Source organism: Streptomyces sp. NPDC006743 (genome assembly GCF_040703815.1).
Taxonomy (GTDB): domain Bacteria; phylum Actinomycetota; class Actinomycetes; order Streptomycetales; family Streptomycetaceae; genus Streptomyces.
The window spans coordinates 44,548-61,843 of record NZ_JBEYJA010000027.1; the positions used below are offsets into that span (position 1 = coordinate 44,548).

Genomic DNA, 17,296 nt, shown 5'->3' on the forward strand with positions numbered 1-17,296 from the left:
GATGAGCGGACACCGAGGCGAAGTGGTGCGCCGCCGACTGGCCGGCGTGGTGTTCCTGGTGGTGCCCGCCCTGCTGGTCTGGCTCTCCGTCGCCGTCTACGACAAGCAGTTCACCGACTCCGACCCGGTGGTCGTGCAGACCGGCAGCGTCGGCAACGAGATGCACCTGGGCGCCGAGGTGAAACTGCGCGGCGTCGTCGTCGGCGAGGTCCGCTCCATCGACGCCACCGAGCACGGCGCCCGGCTCACCCTCGCCCTGCGGCCCGGAGCGCTGGCCCACATCCCCTCCGACGTGCGCGCCCAGATGCTGCCCACCACCCTGTTCGGCGCCCGGTTCGTCGCCCTCGTCCCGCCCGCGGAGCCCTCCGGCACACCGCTGCACGCCGGGGACACCATCCCGCAGGACCGCTCCGCGAACGCCGTCGAACTCCAGCAGGTGCTCGACAACGTGCTGCCCATGCTCACCGCCGTGCAGCCGCAGAAACTCTCCGCCACCCTCTCCGCGGTCTCCCGGGCCCTGGAGGGACGCGGCGCTGAACTCGGCGACACCCTCACCGAACTCGACGCCCACCTGCGCAAGTTCAACCCCGAGCTGCCCGCCCTCAACCGCGACCTGAAAGAACTCGTGAAGGTCAGCCAGGTCTACGCCGACGCCGCGCCCGACATCGTCACCGCGCTCACCGACTTCACCACCACCACCGGCACCCTGGCCGAGAAGGACGGCGAGCTGGCCGCCACCTTCGGCGCCACCACCCGCACCGCCGAGGACCTGACCTCGTTCCTGCGGCAGAACAAGGACAACATCATCCGGCTCGGCGCCACCTCGAAACCCACCCTGCGGCTGCTGTCCGAGTACTCCTCGTCCTTCCCGTGCACGCTGCGCACCCTCGCCGAGTTCGTGCCCCGCATGGACAAGGCCCTCGGTAAGGGCACCGACCAGCCCGGACTCCACGTCGACGTCACCACCGTGCCCTCGCGCGGCGCCTACGTCCCCGGCCGGGACACCCCCCCCTACGACGCCTCCGGCGGCCCGCACTGCTACCCGGTGCCCTACCTCGGCGTCCCCGCCCAGCCCGCCGCACAGGCCCGGGCCACCGCCGGCCAGGACCTCGGACCCGCCAACTCCCCGCAGGAGAACGCCCTCGTCAACGAACTCCTGGCCCCGGCCGCGGGCAAGCGGCCCGGCGACCTGCCGGACTGGAGCAGCCTGCTGGCCGGACCCGCCCTGCGCGGCACGGAGGTGACGCTCAAGTGACCACCCCGCGCAGCGCGCACACCCGCCGCCGCCCCCTGACCGGGCCCGTCCTGAAGTCCCTCGTGTTCGTGATCGTCACCGCGCTGGCCACCACCGTCCTCGGACTGAGCGTCGCCAACCGGGGCGTCGGCGACGGCACCCGCTCCTACAAGGCCCTGTTCACCGACGTCACCGGCCTCGTCGACGGCGACAGCGTGCGCGTCTCCGGGGTGAAGGTCGGCGAGGTCACCGACGTACGCGTCGTGAACCACCGCACCGCCCAGGTCACCTTCAGCGTCCGTGACGACCGCACCCTGCCCCGCTCCACGACCGCCGCCGTGAAGTACCTCAACATGGTCGGCCAGCGCTACATCGCCCTGGACCGGGGCAGCGGGGACCTCGGCGGCACCCTCGCCTCCGGCGACACCATCCCCCTCGACCACACCGCGCCCGCCCTCGACCTGACGCTGCTCTTCAACGGCTTCAAGCCGCTCTTCGAGGGGCTCTCCCCGAAGGACGTCAACGAACTGGCCGGATCGATCGTGCAGGTCCTCCAGGGCGAGGGCGGCACCGTCGACAGCCTGATCCGGCACATCGGCTCGCTCAGCACCACCGTCGCCGCCAAGGACCAGGTCATCGGCGCGGTCGTGAAGAACCTCGACACCGTCCTGACCACCCTCAACGAACGCGAGGCCGGCTTCGACACCCTGGTCGACACGCTCCGCAAGCTCGTCAGCGGCTTCAACGACGACCGCAGACCGCTGGGCCGGGCGGTGGCCGCCATGGGCGACCTGACCACCGTCACCGCGGGCCTCCTCCAGGACGGCCGCGCCCCCCTCAAGCAGGACATCGGCGAACTGGGCCGGCTCTCCGGCAACCTCGGCGACGCCACCGGCCGGATCGAGGACTTCCTGGCCAAGAGCCCCGCCAAGATGACCGCCCTGGCCCGGCTGTCCTCCTACGGATCCTGGTTCAACCTCTACCTGTGCGAGGCGCGCGTGAGCGGAGTCAGCACCTCCGACGGCTCCAGACCGCCGACCGGCATCGCGGTCACGGAACAGAGGTGCGGCGCATGACCCTGCTGCAGCGCCCCCGCCCCGACGATCAGGCCGTGCCGCCCCGCCGCACCCGCCGCCCCCGCCTCAAGCCCGTCAAGGAACGCAACCCGATCGCCGTCGCCCTCGTCGGCCTGCTCCTGCTCGCCCTGCTCACCGTCTTCGCCTACAACGCCGACCGGCTCCCGCTGACCGGCGGCGGCACCACCTACAGCGCCGACTTCAGCGAGGCCGCCGGACTCGACAAGGGCGACGAGGTCCGCATCGCCGGCGTCAAGGTCGGCAAGGTCACCGGAGTCTCCCTGGACCGCGGCAGGGTGAAGGTCAGCTTCGAGACCAAGGGCGCCTGGATCGGCGACCGCACCACCGCCGCCATCGCCATCAAGACCCTCCTCGGCGACAAGTACCTGGCGCTCGACCCGCTCGGCACCGCCCGCCAGGACCCCGGCAGCCGGATCCCGCTGGCCCGCACCACCTCGCCGTACGACGTCACCCAGGCCTTCCAGGACCTCAGCTCCACCGTCGACCGGATCGACACCCGGCAGCTCGCCAAGAGCTTCGAGACCATCTCGCAGACCTTCAAGGACTCGCCGCCCGCCGTGCGCAACGCCGCCACCGGCCTGTCCGCCCTGTCGAAGTCCGTCTCCAAGCGCGACGCGGAACTCTCCGAACTCCTCCAGGGCAGCGCCCGCTTCACCCAGACACTGAAGAACAAGAAGTCCAGCTTCGAGACGCTCATCGAGGACGGCGGCTCCCTGCTCGGCGAACTCAAGGACCGCCGCGACGCCATCCGCGCCCTGCTCACCGGCAGCAGGGCGCTCGCCACCCAGCTCAGCGGCCTGGTCCAGGACAACGACCGGCAGCTCGGCCCCACCCTCAAGGCACTCGGCCGGGTCACCGACGTCCTCGCGAAGAACACCACCCAGCTCGACAAGACCCTCGCCCTGGTCGGCCCGTACTACCGCCTCGTCGGCAACACCCTCGGCAACGGGCGCTGGTTCGACAGCTACCTGTGCGGGGTCGTCCCCCGCGACTACCTGCCCGCGCAGTCCCAGCCCAGGACCGGATGCATGCCGCCGAAGCAGGCCGCGCCGGCCCAGGGGAGCGGAGAGTGATGAGCACCCGCAGGAAACTCCTCGCCGCGGCCGTCGCCCTGGTCGTCGTCGCCGCCGGACTCGCCGTCGCCCGCGTCCTGGACTCCGGCGGAACCCGGCTGACCGCCTACTTCGACCGCGCGGTCGGCATCTACGCCGGCTCCGACCTGCGCATCCTCGGCGTACGGGCCGGCGAGGTGAAGTCCGTACGGCCCCAGGGCACCCAGGTGCGGGTGGAACTCGAACTCGACGACGGCGTCCAGGTCCCCGAAGGGGCGCACGCCGTGATCGTCGCGCCGAGCGTCGTCGCCGACCGCTTCGTGCAGCTCACCCCCGCCTACCGGTTCGGACCCGCTCTCCGGGACGGCGCCGAGCTGCCCGCCTCCGGCAACCGCACCCCCGTCGAGATCGACCAGCTCTACGCCTCGATCACCGACCTCGGCAAGGCCCTCGGGCCCGACGGCGCCAACTCCACCGGCGCCCTGTCCGACCTGCTGCGCACCGGCGCCGCCAACCTCGACGGCAACGGCAGGGCCATCGGCGACAGCATCGAGCAGTTCGGCAAGGCCGCCAAGACCCTCAACGGCTCCAGCGACGACCTGTTCGCCACCCTCAGCAGGCTCCAGACCTTCACCACCATGCTGAAGGACAAGGACGCCGACGTCCGCACCGCCCAGGAACGGCTCGACACCGTCGTCGGCTTCTTCGCCGACAACAAGGACGACCTCGCCGGGGCGCTCGCCGAACTCGGCAAGGCGCTCGGCCAGGTCAAGCAGTTCATCCAGGACAACCGGGGCGAGCTGAAGAAGAACGTCGACAAGCTGGTGCCCGTCACCCAGACCCTGGTACGGCAGCGGGCCTCGCTCGCCGAGGCCCTGGACGTCGCACCGCTGGCCGCGGGCAACGTCGTGAACGCCTACGACACCGACCACCGCACCCTCGACGGCCGCGCCGACCTCAACGAGATCAGCATGGGCGGTCCGCTGCTGCCGCTGCCGGCCACCGGCGGCGCCGCGGCCACGGACGGCGCCCCGGGGAAGGGGGACAGGTGAAGCGCTCCATCCGCACCGGCGGCGCGGCCGTCGGAGCCGGAGCGGCCGGACTGATCGCCCTGGCCCTCGGGTTCGCGCTGGCCTTCGGCGCGTTCTCCGTCACCGCCCCCCGCTTCGACGGCATCGAGGACCTCCCGCTGCCCGGCGGCGCCGACCTCGGCTCCCACCCCTACACCGTCACCGCCGAACTCGACGACGTCCTCAGCCTCGTCCCGCAGGCCGCGGTCAAGGTCGACGACGTCGCCGTCGGCCGGGTCACCGCCATTCGCCTCGACGGCTGGAAGGCCCGCGTCACCATGAAGATCAACGGCGATGTGCGGCTGCCCGCCGACGCCGGTGCCCGCCTGGAACAGTCCAGCCTGCTCGGCGAGAAGTACGTCCAGCTCGTCGCCCCCGCCAAGGACACCGGCGGCGGGCACCTCACCGACGGCAGCGAGATCCCGATCACCCGCACCGGCCGCAACACCGAGGTCGAAGAGGTGTTCGGCGCGCTGTCCCTGCTCCTCAACGGCGGCGGAGTCAACCAGCTCAAGACCATCACCAGGGAACTGAACACCGCCATCGGCGGCCGCGAACCCGAGGTCCGCTCCATGCTCCGGCGCGTCGACACGCTCGTCACCGACCTCGACCGGCACCGCGGCGACATCACCGACGCCCTCGACGGCGTCAACCGGCTCGCCGCCACCCTCGCCCACCGCAAGACCGACGTACAGACCGTCCTCACGGGCCTGTCGCCCGGCCTGAAGACCCTGGACGAGCAGCGCGGCGCCCTGCTGACCATGCTGCGCTCCCTCGACACGCTGTCCGGCGTCGCCGTCTCCACCATCAACGCCGGCAAGGACGACATGGTCGCCGACCTCAAGGCACTCGCGCCCACCCTGAAAGCCCTCGCGGACGCGGGCGCCGACCTGCCCGACTCGCTCCAGGTGCTGCTGACCTACCCGTTCACCGACGAGGTGCTGCGCGGCGTCAAGGGCGACTACCTCAACGTGTACCTGAACATGGTCGCTCTGCCGGGTACGCAGGTCATCCCGCCCCTGGTGCCGCAGGCCGGCCCCTCGCCCTCGCCCTCCGCCCCCGCGGCGGCCGGCGCCCGGGGCGCGAGCGGCCGGACACCGGCCGCCGCAGGGGCCGGGAAGGCCGCGGGGAACGGGAAGGCCACCGCCGGGTCCACGGCGGCCACCCAGACCTCCCCGGCGGCCCCGCTGCCCCTGCCGTCCGTCCCCACCCCGGCCCAGGACGGAGGCCGCCAGCAGTGATCACCCTCGCCGTGCGCCTGAAGAACCTCGCCTTCCTCGTCATCGCCGTCCTCGTCCTCGGCTTCGTCGGCATCCGCTACGCCGACCTCGGCCGCTACGTCGGCGTCGCCGACTACTACACCGTCGACGTGCGACTCCCGCGCACCGGCGGGCTGTTCACCCACTCCGACGTCACCTACCGCGGCGTCTCGGTGGGCCGGGTCGGCCCGATCGACCTCACCGGGGACGGCGTCGTCGCCGAACTGCGCATCAAGAAGTCCGCCCCGCGCATCCCCGCCGACACCCGGGCCGTCGTCGCCGGGCTGTCCGCCGTCGGCGAGCAGTACATCGACCTGCGGCCCCAGGGCGGCAGCGGCCCCTACCTCGCCGACGGCGCCCGCATCGAACAGTCCGACACCCAGGTGCCCGCGCCGGTCACCGACGTCCTCACCAGCGTCAACGACCTGACCAAGTCGGTACCGCTGGACGACCTGCGCACCGTCGTCGACGAGTTCGGGAAGGCCTTCGAGGGCCACGGCGACGACCTCCAGGTCCTCCTGGACAACGGCAGCGAGTTCGTCCGGGCCGCCGACCGCAACCTGCCCGCCACCACCCGCCTCATCGACGACGGCGAGACGGTCCTGCGCACCCAGGCCGAAGAAGGCCGCGCCGTACGGGACTTCGCCACCGGCGCCAGGGAACTCGCCCGCACCCTCAAGGGATCCGACGCCGACCTGCGCCGGCTGCTCACCGTCGCGCCCGACGCCGCCACCCAGATCAGCGGCGTGCTGCGGGACCTCGACCCCAGCCTGGGCGTGGTCCTCGCCAACCTGCTCACCACGTCCGAGGTCGCCGTCACCCGGCAGCACGGCATCGAGGAACTGCTCGTGAAGTACCCGGCGGCCGTCGCCGCCGGCGCCACCGCCGTCGACGGAGGAAAACTGAACCTCGGCATGGCCGTCACCTTCTTCAAACCCCTGCCCTGCATCGCCGGTTACGGCGCCACCCGCTACCGCAACGGCCTCGACCTCGGCACCGCCCCCGCACTCAACACCGGCGCCTCGTGCACCGCCCCGGCCTCCAGCGGGATCGGCGTACGGGGCTCGGCGAACGCCCCGCGCGGCGGCGCGGTCCCCGACCCGGCCGCACCCGCCTCCCTGCCCTCCGGCAGCGGCGCGCGGACCACGGGCGACGGCACGCCGGACAGGGGCCCGCTCCCCGCCCCCCTGCCGGGCGCGCTCGCGCTGCCGGGCGTCGGCGACGGCCCCCCGGCAGACCTGGCGGGCCTGCTCGCCCCGGCGGGCGGGGGTGACCGGTGAGGCGGGCCCGCGTCCTCGCCGGCGCCGGACTGACGCTGGCGCTCGCCTTCTGCGGCACGGGCGCGTGGACATACGCGCAGGCCCGCGGCGACGACTCGCTCGCCTACGGCCGCCAGCGCGATGCGGCGCTCGCCGACGGGCGCGGCGCCCTCGCCGTCCTCACCACCCTCGACGCCTCCTCGCCGCAGAAGGCGAAGGCGGGCATCCAGGCCTGGCGCGACGCCTCGACCGGCCCGCTCCAGGACGAACTGGGCCGCACCGCACCCAGGACGGGCGCCTCGGCGCGCGGCACCGTCACCGGCGCCGCGGTCACGGCGCTCGACACCCGGGCGGGTACCGCGAAACTCATCGCGACGGTCCGTGTGGACGTCACCCCGGCCGGGTCGGGGACACCGACCACGGACCGCAAACGCCTGGAAGCGGTCCTGCTGCGCACCGGTGACGACGAGTGGAAGGTCAAGGCGCTGGACGCGGTGCCGCTCGCACGGACGGCGGGGGAGGACGACGGCCGATGACACGGCTGCTGCGCAAGGACCGCCGGGAGCGGGAGGGCGGGGAGCGGACCCGGGAGGAGCGGGCGGGACAGGGGCGCGCGGGGGACGACTTGGAGGAGAAGGAAACGTCCGGTACCGGGGAGAGGGAAGCGCTCGGCACGGAGGAGGAGGCGTCCGGCACCGGGCGGAAGGAAGCGCTCGGCGCCGAGGAGAACGCGCCCGGTACCGAGGGATACGCGCCCGGTGCCGAGGAGGGGAACGCTTCCGGCACCGAAGAGGAGGACGCTTCCGGTGCCGACGAGGGATACGCGCCCGGCACCGAGGAAGGGGACGCGCCCGGCACCGAGGAAGGGAACGCTTCCGGCGCCGAGCCGGAGAACGCTTCCGGCGCCGAGAGGCCCGACGCGGACGGGGCACCCGCACGCCCCTCCCGGCGCCGGACGCTCCGCCGGGCCGCCCTCGCGGCGAGCGCGCTCGTCCTCGTCCTCGCGGGCGGCGGCTTCTTCTACGGCGCCCACCAACTGCGCTCCGCACCCTCCGCCCGGAACACCGCCCTGACCGACGACGAGGCCACCACCAAGGTCGCCGGGGACGTCGGCAACGACCTCGCCCGCGTCTTCTCGTACACCCCGGACGGCCTCGACGCCACCGAGCGTTCCGCGCGGTCCGTCCTCACCGGGAAGGCGGCCCGCCAGTACACCGGACTCGTCGCCCGGATCCGGGCGGACGTCGCCAGGCAGCGGGTGACCCTGAGCACCCAGGCCGTACGCGTCGGGGTCGTCGGACTCCACGGCGACGAGGCCGAGTTGCTGGTCTTCCTGGACCAGGTGTCCCGCCGGGGCAAGGGCAAGCCTTCGGCCGCGGCGGCACAGCTGGCGGTCACCGCCCGACGGGAGGGGGACCAGTGGCGGATCGTCGACCTCCAGACCCGCTGACGGCACACGCGAGACGGGAGCACCCCATGAAACGCACGGTCCGCACCCTGCCGGCCGGACTGCGCGCACTGTACGCGGCGGCCCTCGCCCTCACCCTCCTCGCGGGCGGGTTCGCGGCGTGGGCGGGCTGGGACTGGTACGACGCCGCGCACGACGACTCGGCGGCGTACGCGCTCCAGCGGGACCGGGCGCTCGCCGCCGGGGAACAGGCCGTGGAGAACCTGAACACCCTCGACCACCGCAGCGTCGACCGCGGCCTCGACCTGTGGGAGTCCTCGACGACCGGCGACCTGCACGACCAACTCGTCGCCGGGCGCAAGGAGTTCACCGCGCAGGTGAAGACGGCGAAGACCGTCACCACGGCCCGGGTGCTCTCCGGTGCCGTCTCCGAACTCGACGACCGGGCCGGCCGCGCCCGGGTGCTCGTCGCGCTGCGGGTGACGGTGAAGGCGCCCGGCGGCCGGAGCACCGACAAGGACAGCCGCATGCTCGGCGAACTCACCCGCACCGGCGGCGGATGGAAGCTGAGCGCCCTGGGCCAGGCCCCCGTGGGCGGCACATCAGCCGGCTGACCCGGCCCGCAGCCGCGGCAGCGGCCGGGCGCACGAGAGGACGACATCGATGCCCACGACCCGCCACCACATCAACCGCCAGCGCCGCCGCCAGGCGCGTGAACCGCGGCCCGATACCCCGGAGGTCCGGGCGCGGACGGCGGCCCCAGCGGCGGACGACCCCAAAGCGCCCGGGAGCGCACGGCCCGGTGCCGGTGTCGCCGTGCTCCCCGCCCGAGCCCCCTCCGCCGTCTCCCCGCCCCGGAAGACCGAACGCGCGGCGCCGGGGAAGCCGGCGGCGGGCGCGACCCCCGAGGCGGCACCGGACCCGGATCCGGTCAAGGAGACGGACACGGAACCGCTCACCGAAGCGGGCCCGGAACCGGTCCCGGGAGCGGACACGGACGCAGGCCCCACGAGCCGCCGTCCCCGCACGCGCCGGTCCCCCGCGCTGGTCGTGCTGTGCCTGCTGACCCTCGTCCTCGGCGGCTTCGCCGGGTGGGCGCACGGACGCGCCCAGAACCTGCGGGACGACCCGGCGGTCCGCAACACCGCCCTGACCGATCCGGCCCGCACGAGCGAGATCAAGGGGCAGACGGAGAAGGCGGTCGCCGCGCTCTTCTCCTACGACCACGCCGACCCCGCCGCCTACGACAAGGCCGTGAAGACCCTGCTCACGGGCAAGGCCGTGGCGCAGCACCGGGCCCTGCTCGACACCGTGCGCACCCGCGCCGACCAGCAGAAGGCGGTCATCACCACCACGGTCACCGACAGTGCGGTGGAGCGCGTCGACGGCGACCGGGCCCGGGTCCTGGTCTACGCGGACCAGAGCAGCGTCAGCACCGCCGGGAGCAAGGCCGGGACCAGGGGCGCAGAGGGCGGCCAGGGAGCACAGGGCAAGCAGGCGGCGCAGGACCAGGGGACGTACGCGGGCGCCATGTTCGCCGTCGACGTCGTACTGCGGGACGGGCACTGGCTCGTCTCCGGCATCGACACGTTCGGCCGCTGAGGACCACCCGCCCCACCGAAGACCTTCCGGGCACACCGCGGCCCACCGACAGGGAGTGACAGCCATGCCCGCACGCCGCGTCCGACGTCTGCGCGCCCGTACCCGCCAGGGCCTGCGGACCACCGCCATCGCCGTGGCCGCGGTGGCGGCTCTCACCGCCTCCCAGGCCCCCGGCGCGCCGGGCGCGGCCGGGGCGGCCGGGAGCGGTCCCGGCCGTCCGGCGGCCGACGAGGAGCGCACTCCGGCGGCCGGTGCCGTGCCGTACACGCCCGCCGCCGGGACGCCCGGTGACGGTTCGTACCACACCGAACTGCCGCCCCTGATCACCACCGGCACGCCGCTGACGCCACGTCAGGAGACCGAGGTGAGGGCCGAGTCCGGGATCCCGGGCACCGTACTGCGTGCCTACCGGGCGGCCGAGCGGTCCGTCGCCCGTACCGACCCCGGCTGCCGGCTGCCCTGGCAACTGCTGGCCGCGATCGGCAAGGTGGAGTCGGGCCAGGCGCGCGGCGGGGCGGTCGACCGGCAGGGCACGACGCTGGGCCGCATCACCGGCCCGGCGCTCGACGGCCGGGGCTTCGCGCTGGTCCGGGACACCGACGGCGGGGTGTACGACGGCGACAAGGTGTACGACCGGGCGGTGGGACCGATGCAGTTCCTGCCGTCGACCTGGGCCGGATGGGGCGCGGACGGCAACGGTGACGGCCGCGCCGACCCGGACAACGTCTTCGACGCGGCCCTGGCGGCCGGACACTACCTGTGCGCCGGGGACCGGGACCTGGGCCGGGCCGCGGACCTGGACCGGGCCGTCCTCAGCTACAACGACTCGCGCGCCTACCTGGACCTGGTCCGCTACTGGCTGGACTTCTACCGCCGGGGCGTGCACAGCGTGCCCGACGGGAAGGGCGTCATCCCGAAGTCGCCCGGCGCGGGCGGGGACACCCCGGCGACGAAGCCCGTCGACTCGGGCGGCGCACCGGGCGGGAGCGGCGGCGGGGGCGGGGGGATCGTCGTCGACCCGGGTCCCGGCGGCCCCTCGGGACCGGTCACCCCCGTCCCCTCCCGCCCCCACCCGGCCCCGCCGACCGGACCGTCCTCCCCGGCGCCCTCGCCCACCGGGAGCCAGGAGCCGTCACAGCCCGGTTCGCCCTCCCCGGACCCCTCGGGGTCCTCCACCGCGGACCCGTCACCCACGTCACCGACCCCGCAGCCCAGCGGGCCGACGGCCCCCGGCGGCTCGGCGTCCCCCTCGTCCTGCCCGTCGTCCTCGGCCAGTTCCTCCCCGGACGCCACGGGGCAGCCGGCGGCCCAGGACCCGGCGGACGGCGATGCGACGGCCGACCCGTCGTGCCCGCCGGGACAGGCCGTGAGCGGATGACGACGGCGACGGCGGCCCGTCAGGGCGGACGGACGGCACCCGAAACCGGCCCACCGCCACCCGCACCACCGGCCGAACCCGCGAGCACCCGGGCCCGGTGACGCGCCGCCCGGTCGCCGCGTCAGGTGCCGGGGCAGACGGTGTCCGAGCGGGCCGTGGCCCAGCCTTCTCCCTCGGCGCGGACGCTGATGTGCGGCTGCGGTGCCGGTGTGCTCACGCCCCCGGCGACGGGTCCCGCAGGCGTGGCGGGGTACGAGGGGAGCGCGAGGTCCGGAGACCGGCTCAGCGTGTCCGCCGCGGTGCAGGTGAGCTGTTCCATCGCCAGGTTGTCCAGCCGGCCCACCCCGGCGGGGAAGCGGACGGAGACGACGTCTCGGCCGACGCTCACGGCGACCGGCCCCGGCACCGCCGGCAGGGACGTGGTCAGCGTCCGGGCCTCGCTCCTGTCCGGCCCGGCCAGCAGCAGCCGCACGGCCGCGGTGACCGGGTCGGCGGCCTCGTCGGGTGTGCGCCGCGGGACGGGTCGCAGGAGACCGTCGGCCGCCACGAAGTAGACCATGATCCGCGCGGGGACACCGAACGCCGGCGCACCGGCGTCGATGACGCCCGACGTGGGTACGCCGCAGCCCGCCAGGGTGAGCAGGGCGCCGGTGAGGGCCGCCGTGGCCGCCGTGCGCGGGGCGCGTCTCATGACTCCTCCTCTTCCGCGTGCTCCTCGCCGTCCCGCGCGGGGGCGGTGTCCGTGCCGGGGCGGGGGCGCAGCGGCAGTTCGACGGTGAACACCGCGCCGCCGCCCGGCGCGTTGGCCGCCCGCACGCGGCCGCCGTGCAGGCGCACGTTCTCCGCGGTGATGGCGAGCCCGAGACCGCTGCTCTCGCTGCGGGTCCGGGCCCGGCTGGCCTTGTAGAAGCGTTCGAAGATGTGCGGCAGGTCGGCCTCCGGGACACCGGGACCCCGGTCGGTGACGGTGATGACCGCCCATCCGCCGGCGGCGGTCAGCCGCAGGGTCACCGGCGGTGCGCCGTGCCGCAGCGCGTTGCCGACCAGATTGGCCACCACCACGTCCACGCGGCGCGGATCCACCACGGCCCGCGGCGTGCCGCTGTCCGGCAGCTCCGTGCGCACCCGGTCCAGCCAGCCGCGGGAGGCGAGGGTGCGGCGGACCGACTCGGCCAGGTCGATCTCGTCGGCGCCGAGTTCGGCGGCGCCCGCGTCGAACCGGGAGATCTCCATCAGGTCGTCGACCAGGCGGGCCAGCCGCGCGGTCTCCTCGCTGACGAGCCGTACCGCCTCGCCGGTGACCTGGTCCAGGCGGGACGACTGCTCGTCGAGGACGTCGGTGACCGCCGTCATCGCGGCGAGCGGGGTGCGCAGTTCGTGCGAGACGTCGGCGGCGAAGCGGCGGGCCCGCGCCTCCATGCGGCGCAGCTCCGCCACCGACTCCTCCAGCGCGGCGGCGGTGTCGTTGAACGTCCGGGACAGTTCGGCCAGTTCGTCGGAGCCGCTGACGGCCAGCCGGGTGTCGAGGTGTCCGGCGGCCATCCGCCGGGTGGCCCGTCCCAGGGCCCGCACGGGGCGCAGCACACCGCGGGCGACGAGCAGCGCGATCAGGACGGCCAGGCCGAGCGCGGGCAGGGTGGCCCGCTCGATGGCGGTGATCAGGGCCTCGACGTAGAGCTGTTCGCTCTCCTGCGGGACCACCAGGTAGAGCACCAGACCGGTGGGGGTGGAGCTGACGCCGGCCGAGGAGGCGTAGGTGACGGGCAGCCCGACGACGAGGTAGGCCCGGCCGTCGTGGTGGACCCGCTGGAAGACCGCGGCCGGCCGGGTCCTCACGGAGCGCCGCAGCTCGGGGGTGAGCACGTCGAAGCTGTCCTGCGGTCCGTAGACGGCGCTCAGCCCGCCGTAGGTGGCGAGGAACCGCCACTGCTGGGAGCGGTGCGTGTAGGCGAGGTCGGCGACGATGTGGTTCAGGTCGGAGCGGTCGGGCGTCTCGGGGTAGCCGGGCGCCCGCGCGTCGACGCTGTCCCGGAGCTGCCGGACCACCGCGTCCTGGCTCTGCTGGAGCACGCCGGTGCGCGCCTCGCGGAAGGTGAGCACGCCGGTGCTCAGGCAGCTGACGACGGCGACGACGGTGAAGCCCGCGACGAGCCGGAGGCGAAGGCCGCCGCGCAGGGCGGGAGGGCGCAGTCTCACGGCGAGCGGAAGCAGTAGCCGAAACCGCGCACGGTGTGGACGTAGCGGGCGGCGCCGCCCAGTTCGCCGAGCTTGCCGCGCAGGCGCTTCACGCAGGCGTCCACCAGGCGTATGTCCCCGTGGTAGCTGTGTTCCCAGACCGCTTCCAGGAGCTGCTGGCGGCTGAGGACCTGACCGGGCGAGGCGGACAGCGCGAGCAGCAGCCGCAGTTCGGACGGGGCGAGGTCCACCTGCTGCCCCCGGTGGGTGACCCGCAGGCCGGCCCGGTCGATGCCGAGGTCCCCGTGCGTCTCGGGCCGGGGGCGGGCGGCGGCCGGGGAGGGGGCGTCCAGTCTGCGCAGCAGGGCGCGGATCCGGGCGTCGAGCACCCTGGCCTGCACGGGTTTCACGACGTAGTCGTCGGCCCCCGCCTCCAGGCCGACGATCATGTCGACGCTGTCGCCCTTGGCGGTCATCATGATGATCCCGACCTGCTCGCGCGCCCTGATCCGCCGGCACACGTCGAGGCCGGGCAGGCCGGGCAGCATGAGGTCCAGGACGACCACGTCGGGGCGGAAGGGGCCGAGCCGGTCCAGGCCCTCCTCGCCGGTGGCGGCGGCGCAGACGTCGTGCCCCTGGTGGCGCAGGGCGAGCTGGACTCCCTGGCGCACGGCGGCGTCGTCTTCGATGAGCAGGATCCGGGGCATGTCGCTCAGTATGTGCGGGCCGCGAACGGCGCCGGCCGCGAGGGCCGCTCCGCGCGGGGAACTGTTACGGAAGGATCATATGGGCGCCGCGCTCAAACCCGCGGACGATCACCGTTACAGTCCTGTGACCTTTCGGTCCACAGGGCATCACATACGGTCATCAGCCTGGGCGCCATGCCAGGAACCACACCCCGTCCGGACGCCGCGACCGGCGCGGACCGTCCGCCGAGCCGCCGCGCCTCCCGCCGTGCCGGCACCGTCCGCCGCGCCTCCCGGCGCCGTGCCCGCAGCCGTCGCCCCCTCATCGCCCTCTGCGCCCTGGCGGCGGCCGGCTCGCTCGGCGCCGCGGCCCTGCTCGCGGGGGCGGGCGGCGGCGACGGCAAGGGCGGCGGCCCGTCCGCCGCGGCAGGCCGGAGCGCGGCACAGAGCCCGACGCAGGCGGCGGACTCCGTCCGGCGCGCCGGGGGCCGCACGACGCCGGAGCCGGAGGTGTCCGGGACGGCGGCGGGGAAGGGCGCGAAGCACGGCCCGGGAAAGAGCGGGGGCGGCCGGCCGGACGCCCGGAAGGGCGGCGGCGCGGCCGGCAACGGCGTCTTCCACACCGCGCGGGCCTCCGGGAAGGTGGCCGGGCACGGGACGGTGCGGCGCTACGAGGTCCAGGTCGAGGAGGGGACGGGCGTCACGCCCGACGAGGCGGCCCGCGAGATCGAGGGCGTCCTCGCCGACCGGCGGGGCTGGACCGCCGACGGGCACGACGCCTTCCAGCTCGTCTCCCGGGGCGCCGTCGACTTCGTGGTGAAGATCGCCACGCCCGCCACCGTGGACCGCATCTGCGGCGCGGCCGGACTGCACACCCACGGCGAGGTCAACTGCGACGTCGGCAGCCAGGTCGTCGTCAACCTCAAACGCTGGAACCAGGGTTCACCCCAGTTCTCCGGGTCCCTGCACGACTACCGCGCCCTGATCATCAACCACGAGGTCGGCCACCGCATCGGCCACGGCCACGAGACGTGCCCCGGTCCCGGACGGCCCGCTCCCGCGATGATGCAGCAGATCGACGGGCTCCGCGGGTGCGTCGCCAACGCCTGGCCCTACGACTCCCGCGGGAACTACCTCAGCGGCCCGGCCGTGCCCTGACCGCCTCCCACGGAGGGTGACCGAAAGCGGCCCCTGGGTCCCTCCTCCGCGCGGACCCGCTCCGCGATCACTTTGTGGGTATCCACGAACTCTTCCGGACGGATGGGAGCGCATCGTGGGAACTGTTGACGTTCTTCTGTGACGTAGTTAACGTCGCCCCCGCCCCTCAACGAAATGTTGATTCCATCATACGGAAGGTTGGGGTCGTGTTCAGGTCAAGATCAACTTCCTCCGCCGCGGCATCCCCGGGCGCGGAGACACCGGACGCGGAGACAGCTCCCCGCCCCGAGGACGAACGGCTCCCCGCCCGCCAGCTCGTCGCCTACGGCTTCCAGCACATCCTCACCATGTACGGCGGCATCATCGCCCCGCCGCTCATCGTGGGCGGGGCCGCCGGACTCAGCGGCACCGAACTGGGCCTGCTGGTGACGGCCACCATCTTCGTCAGCGGCCTCGCCACCCTGCTCCAGACCCTCGGCGTGCCGATGGTCGGCGCCCGGCTCCCGCTCGTGCAGGGCGCCACGTTCGCCGCCGTGTCCACCATGACGGCCATCGCGACCCGCAGCCACGGCCTGCCCGCCGTCTTCGGCGCGACCATCGCCGCGGGCCTGGTAGGCCTCGTGGCGAGCATGTTCTTCGGCCGGGTCGTACGGTTCTTCCCGCCCGTGGTGACCGGCACGGTGATCGCCGTCATCGGGCTCACCCTGCTCCCGGTCGCCTTCGGCTGGGCCTCCGGCGGCGGGGAGGGGGCCGCCAAGGGCGGCAGCATGGCGGACATCGGCCTGGCCGGTGCCACGCTGCTGATCATCCTCGTGCTGTCCCGGGCCGGGAAGCCCGCTGTCTCGCGCCTGTCGATCCTGCTCGGCATCGTCCTGGGCACCGTCCTCGCCGCCGCACTCGGCAGGACCGACTTCTCCGGCGTGACGAAGGGAGCGGTCTTCGCCCTCCCCGAACCCCTCGCCTTCGGAGCACCCCGGTTCGACGCCGCCGCCGTCATCTCCATGGTCGTCGTCGTGGTCGTCGTCCTGACCGAGACCACCGCCGACATCATCGCCGTCGGCGAGATCGTCGGCACCGAGGTCGACGCCCGCCGGATCGGCGACGGCCTGCGCGCCGACATGATCTCCACCAGCGTCTCCCCGCTCTTCGGCGGCTTCGCCTGCACGGCCTTCGCCCAGAACGTCGGACTCGTCGCCCTGACGAGGATCAAGAGCCGTTACGCCGTCGCCGCGGGCGGCGGGATCATGGTCGTGCTCGGTCTGTTCCCGGTCCTCGGGCGCGTCGTGGCCGCCGTGCCGCTGCCGGTGCTCGGCGGGGCCGGACTGGTGCTGTTCGGGTCCGTCGCGGCCAGCGGCGTGCGGACCCTGTCCACCGTGCGGTTCGACAACAACCTCAACCTCGTCATCGTCGCCACCGCCGTCGGCTTCGGCCTGATCCCGGTCGCCGCGCCGCACTTCTGGGACGAGTTCCCGCACTGGTTCGCGCTGATCATGTCGTCCGGCATCAGCGCCGCCAGCGTGGTCGCCGTCCTCCTCAACCTGCTGTTCAACGAGACCCGCTGGAACCGCGAGGACGCCTCGGTGTTCGCCGCGGCCCCGCCGAAGGGCGTCATCCCGCCCGGCGACACCGCCACCGGGACGGCCGAGCGGTCCCACCCCGCGCACGAGACCCGTCCGGACGGGACGGCCGGCGCGCACCGCACGGAGGAAACGGACGGCGGGGACCGTACGGGCGGAAGGAACGGCGGGGACCGTACGGAGGGAGCGGGCGGCGCGCGGGGCACGGACCGCGCGGACGGAACGGACGGCGGGGAGCCGGCGGACCCGCACCGCATGGACCGCAGGAGCCCGCACGGCGTGTGAGCGTTCGGGCCTGGCCGGCGACCCGATGGCCCGGCCGACCCGTTGGTCCGGCGGAC

Annotated in this window: 15 protein-coding genes and 1 pseudogene; 13 read left to right on the plus strand and 3 right to left on the minus strand. The window is 74.1% G+C overall.

Annotation, left to right across the window (positions count from 1 at the left end; translation table 11 throughout):
- Position 1 precedes the first annotated feature (1 nt).
- The 11 genes and pseudogenes from ABZ719_RS22105 to ABZ719_RS22155 all read left to right on the plus strand — a co-directional run bounded on the left by ABZ719_RS22105 (position 2) and on the right by ABZ719_RS22155 (position 11,359).
- Positions 2-1,255, plus strand: coding sequence for an MCE family protein (locus ABZ719_RS22105; RefSeq protein WP_366726883.1), 1,254 nt, complete (start codon positions 2-4; stop codon positions 1,253-1,255).
- Positions 1,252-2,310, plus strand: a complete 1,059-nt coding sequence (locus ABZ719_RS22110) for an MCE family protein (RefSeq protein WP_366726884.1) — start codon at positions 1,252-1,254, stop codon at positions 2,308-2,310. Before ABZ719_RS22105 ends, ABZ719_RS22110 begins: the two co-directional genes overlap by 4 nt.
- Positions 2,307-3,404: an MCE family protein gene (locus ABZ719_RS22115; RefSeq protein ID WP_366726885.1), complete on the plus strand. Its 1,098-nt coding sequence runs from the start codon at positions 2,307-2,309 to the stop codon at positions 3,402-3,404. The genes ABZ719_RS22110 and ABZ719_RS22115 overlap by 4 nt, the downstream gene beginning before the upstream one ends.
- Positions 3,404-4,435 carry an MCE family protein gene (locus ABZ719_RS22120; RefSeq protein ID WP_366726886.1) on the plus strand — a complete coding sequence of 344 codons (1,032 nt, stop codon included), beginning with the start codon at positions 3,404-3,406 and terminating at the stop codon, positions 4,433-4,435. Before ABZ719_RS22115 ends, ABZ719_RS22120 begins: the two co-directional genes overlap by 1 nt.
- Entirely contained in the window at positions 4,432-5,694 is a 1,263-nt protein-coding gene (locus tag ABZ719_RS22125) for an MCE family protein (RefSeq protein WP_366726887.1), read from the plus strand. The genes ABZ719_RS22120 and ABZ719_RS22125 overlap by 4 nt, the downstream gene beginning before the upstream one ends.
- Complete coding sequence (locus ABZ719_RS22130) at positions 5,691-6,992, plus strand: MCE family protein (RefSeq protein ID WP_366726888.1); 1,302 nt, start codon at positions 5,691-5,693, stop codon at positions 6,990-6,992. Before ABZ719_RS22125 ends, ABZ719_RS22130 begins: the two co-directional genes overlap by 4 nt.
- Positions 6,989-7,507, plus strand: coding sequence for a hypothetical protein (locus tag ABZ719_RS22135; protein ID WP_366726889.1), 519 nt, complete (start codon positions 6,989-6,991; stop codon positions 7,505-7,507). Before ABZ719_RS22130 ends, ABZ719_RS22135 begins: the two co-directional genes overlap by 4 nt.
- A gap of 425 nt (positions 7,508-7,932) precedes the next feature.
- Positions 7,933-8,421: pseudogene (locus ABZ719_RS22140) on the plus strand (hypothetical protein); the annotation flags it as partial.
- Positions 8,422-8,447: 26 nt separating this feature from the next.
- The gene (locus ABZ719_RS22145; protein WP_366726890.1) at positions 8,448-8,993 is read left to right on the plus strand and encodes a nuclear transport factor 2 family protein; all 546 of its coding nucleotides are present in this window, start codon (positions 8,448-8,450) and stop codon (positions 8,991-8,993) included.
- 49 nt (positions 8,994-9,042) lie between these two features.
- Positions 9,043-9,981 (plus strand): hypothetical protein, encoded by a 939-nt coding sequence (locus ABZ719_RS22150; protein ID WP_366726891.1) that lies wholly within the window; start codon positions 9,043-9,045, stop codon positions 9,979-9,981.
- Between the two features lie 64 nt (positions 9,982-10,045).
- Entirely contained in the window at positions 10,046-11,359 is a 1,314-nt protein-coding gene (locus ABZ719_RS22155; protein ID WP_366726892.1) for a lytic transglycosylase domain-containing protein, read from the plus strand.
- Positions 11,360-11,480: 121 nt separating this feature from the next.
- On the opposite strand, the gene ABZ719_RS22160 is transcribed toward ABZ719_RS22155, so the two are convergent.
- Genes ABZ719_RS22160 through ABZ719_RS22170 form a run of 3 tightly spaced genes read right to left on the minus strand, consistent with a single transcriptional unit; the run spans position 11,481 to position 14,241 of the window.
- Positions 11,481-12,050, minus strand: a complete 570-nt coding sequence (locus ABZ719_RS22160) for a hypothetical protein (protein ID WP_366726893.1) — start codon at positions 12,048-12,050, stop codon at positions 11,481-11,483.
- Positions 12,047-13,555 carry a HAMP domain-containing sensor histidine kinase gene (locus ABZ719_RS22165; RefSeq protein WP_366726894.1) on the minus strand — a complete coding sequence of 503 codons (1,509 nt, stop codon included), beginning with the start codon at positions 13,553-13,555 and terminating at the stop codon, positions 12,047-12,049. Before ABZ719_RS22165 ends, ABZ719_RS22160 begins: the two co-directional genes overlap by 4 nt.
- Positions 13,552-14,241, minus strand: coding sequence for a response regulator transcription factor (locus ABZ719_RS22170; protein WP_366726895.1), 690 nt, complete (start codon positions 14,239-14,241; stop codon positions 13,552-13,554). The genes ABZ719_RS22165 and ABZ719_RS22170 overlap by 4 nt, the downstream gene beginning before the upstream one ends.
- Positions 14,242-14,415: 174 nt before the next feature.
- On the opposite strand from ABZ719_RS22170, the gene ABZ719_RS22175 reads away from it, so the two are divergent.
- Positions 14,416-15,378, plus strand: coding sequence for a DUF3152 domain-containing protein (locus tag ABZ719_RS22175; protein ID WP_366726896.1), 963 nt, complete (start codon positions 14,416-14,418; stop codon positions 15,376-15,378).
- Between the two features lie 206 nt (positions 15,379-15,584).
- Entirely contained in the window at positions 15,585-17,240 is a 1,656-nt protein-coding gene (locus tag ABZ719_RS22180; RefSeq protein WP_366726897.1) for a nucleobase:cation symporter-2 family protein, read from the plus strand.
- Positions 17,241-17,296 lie beyond the last annotated feature (56 nt).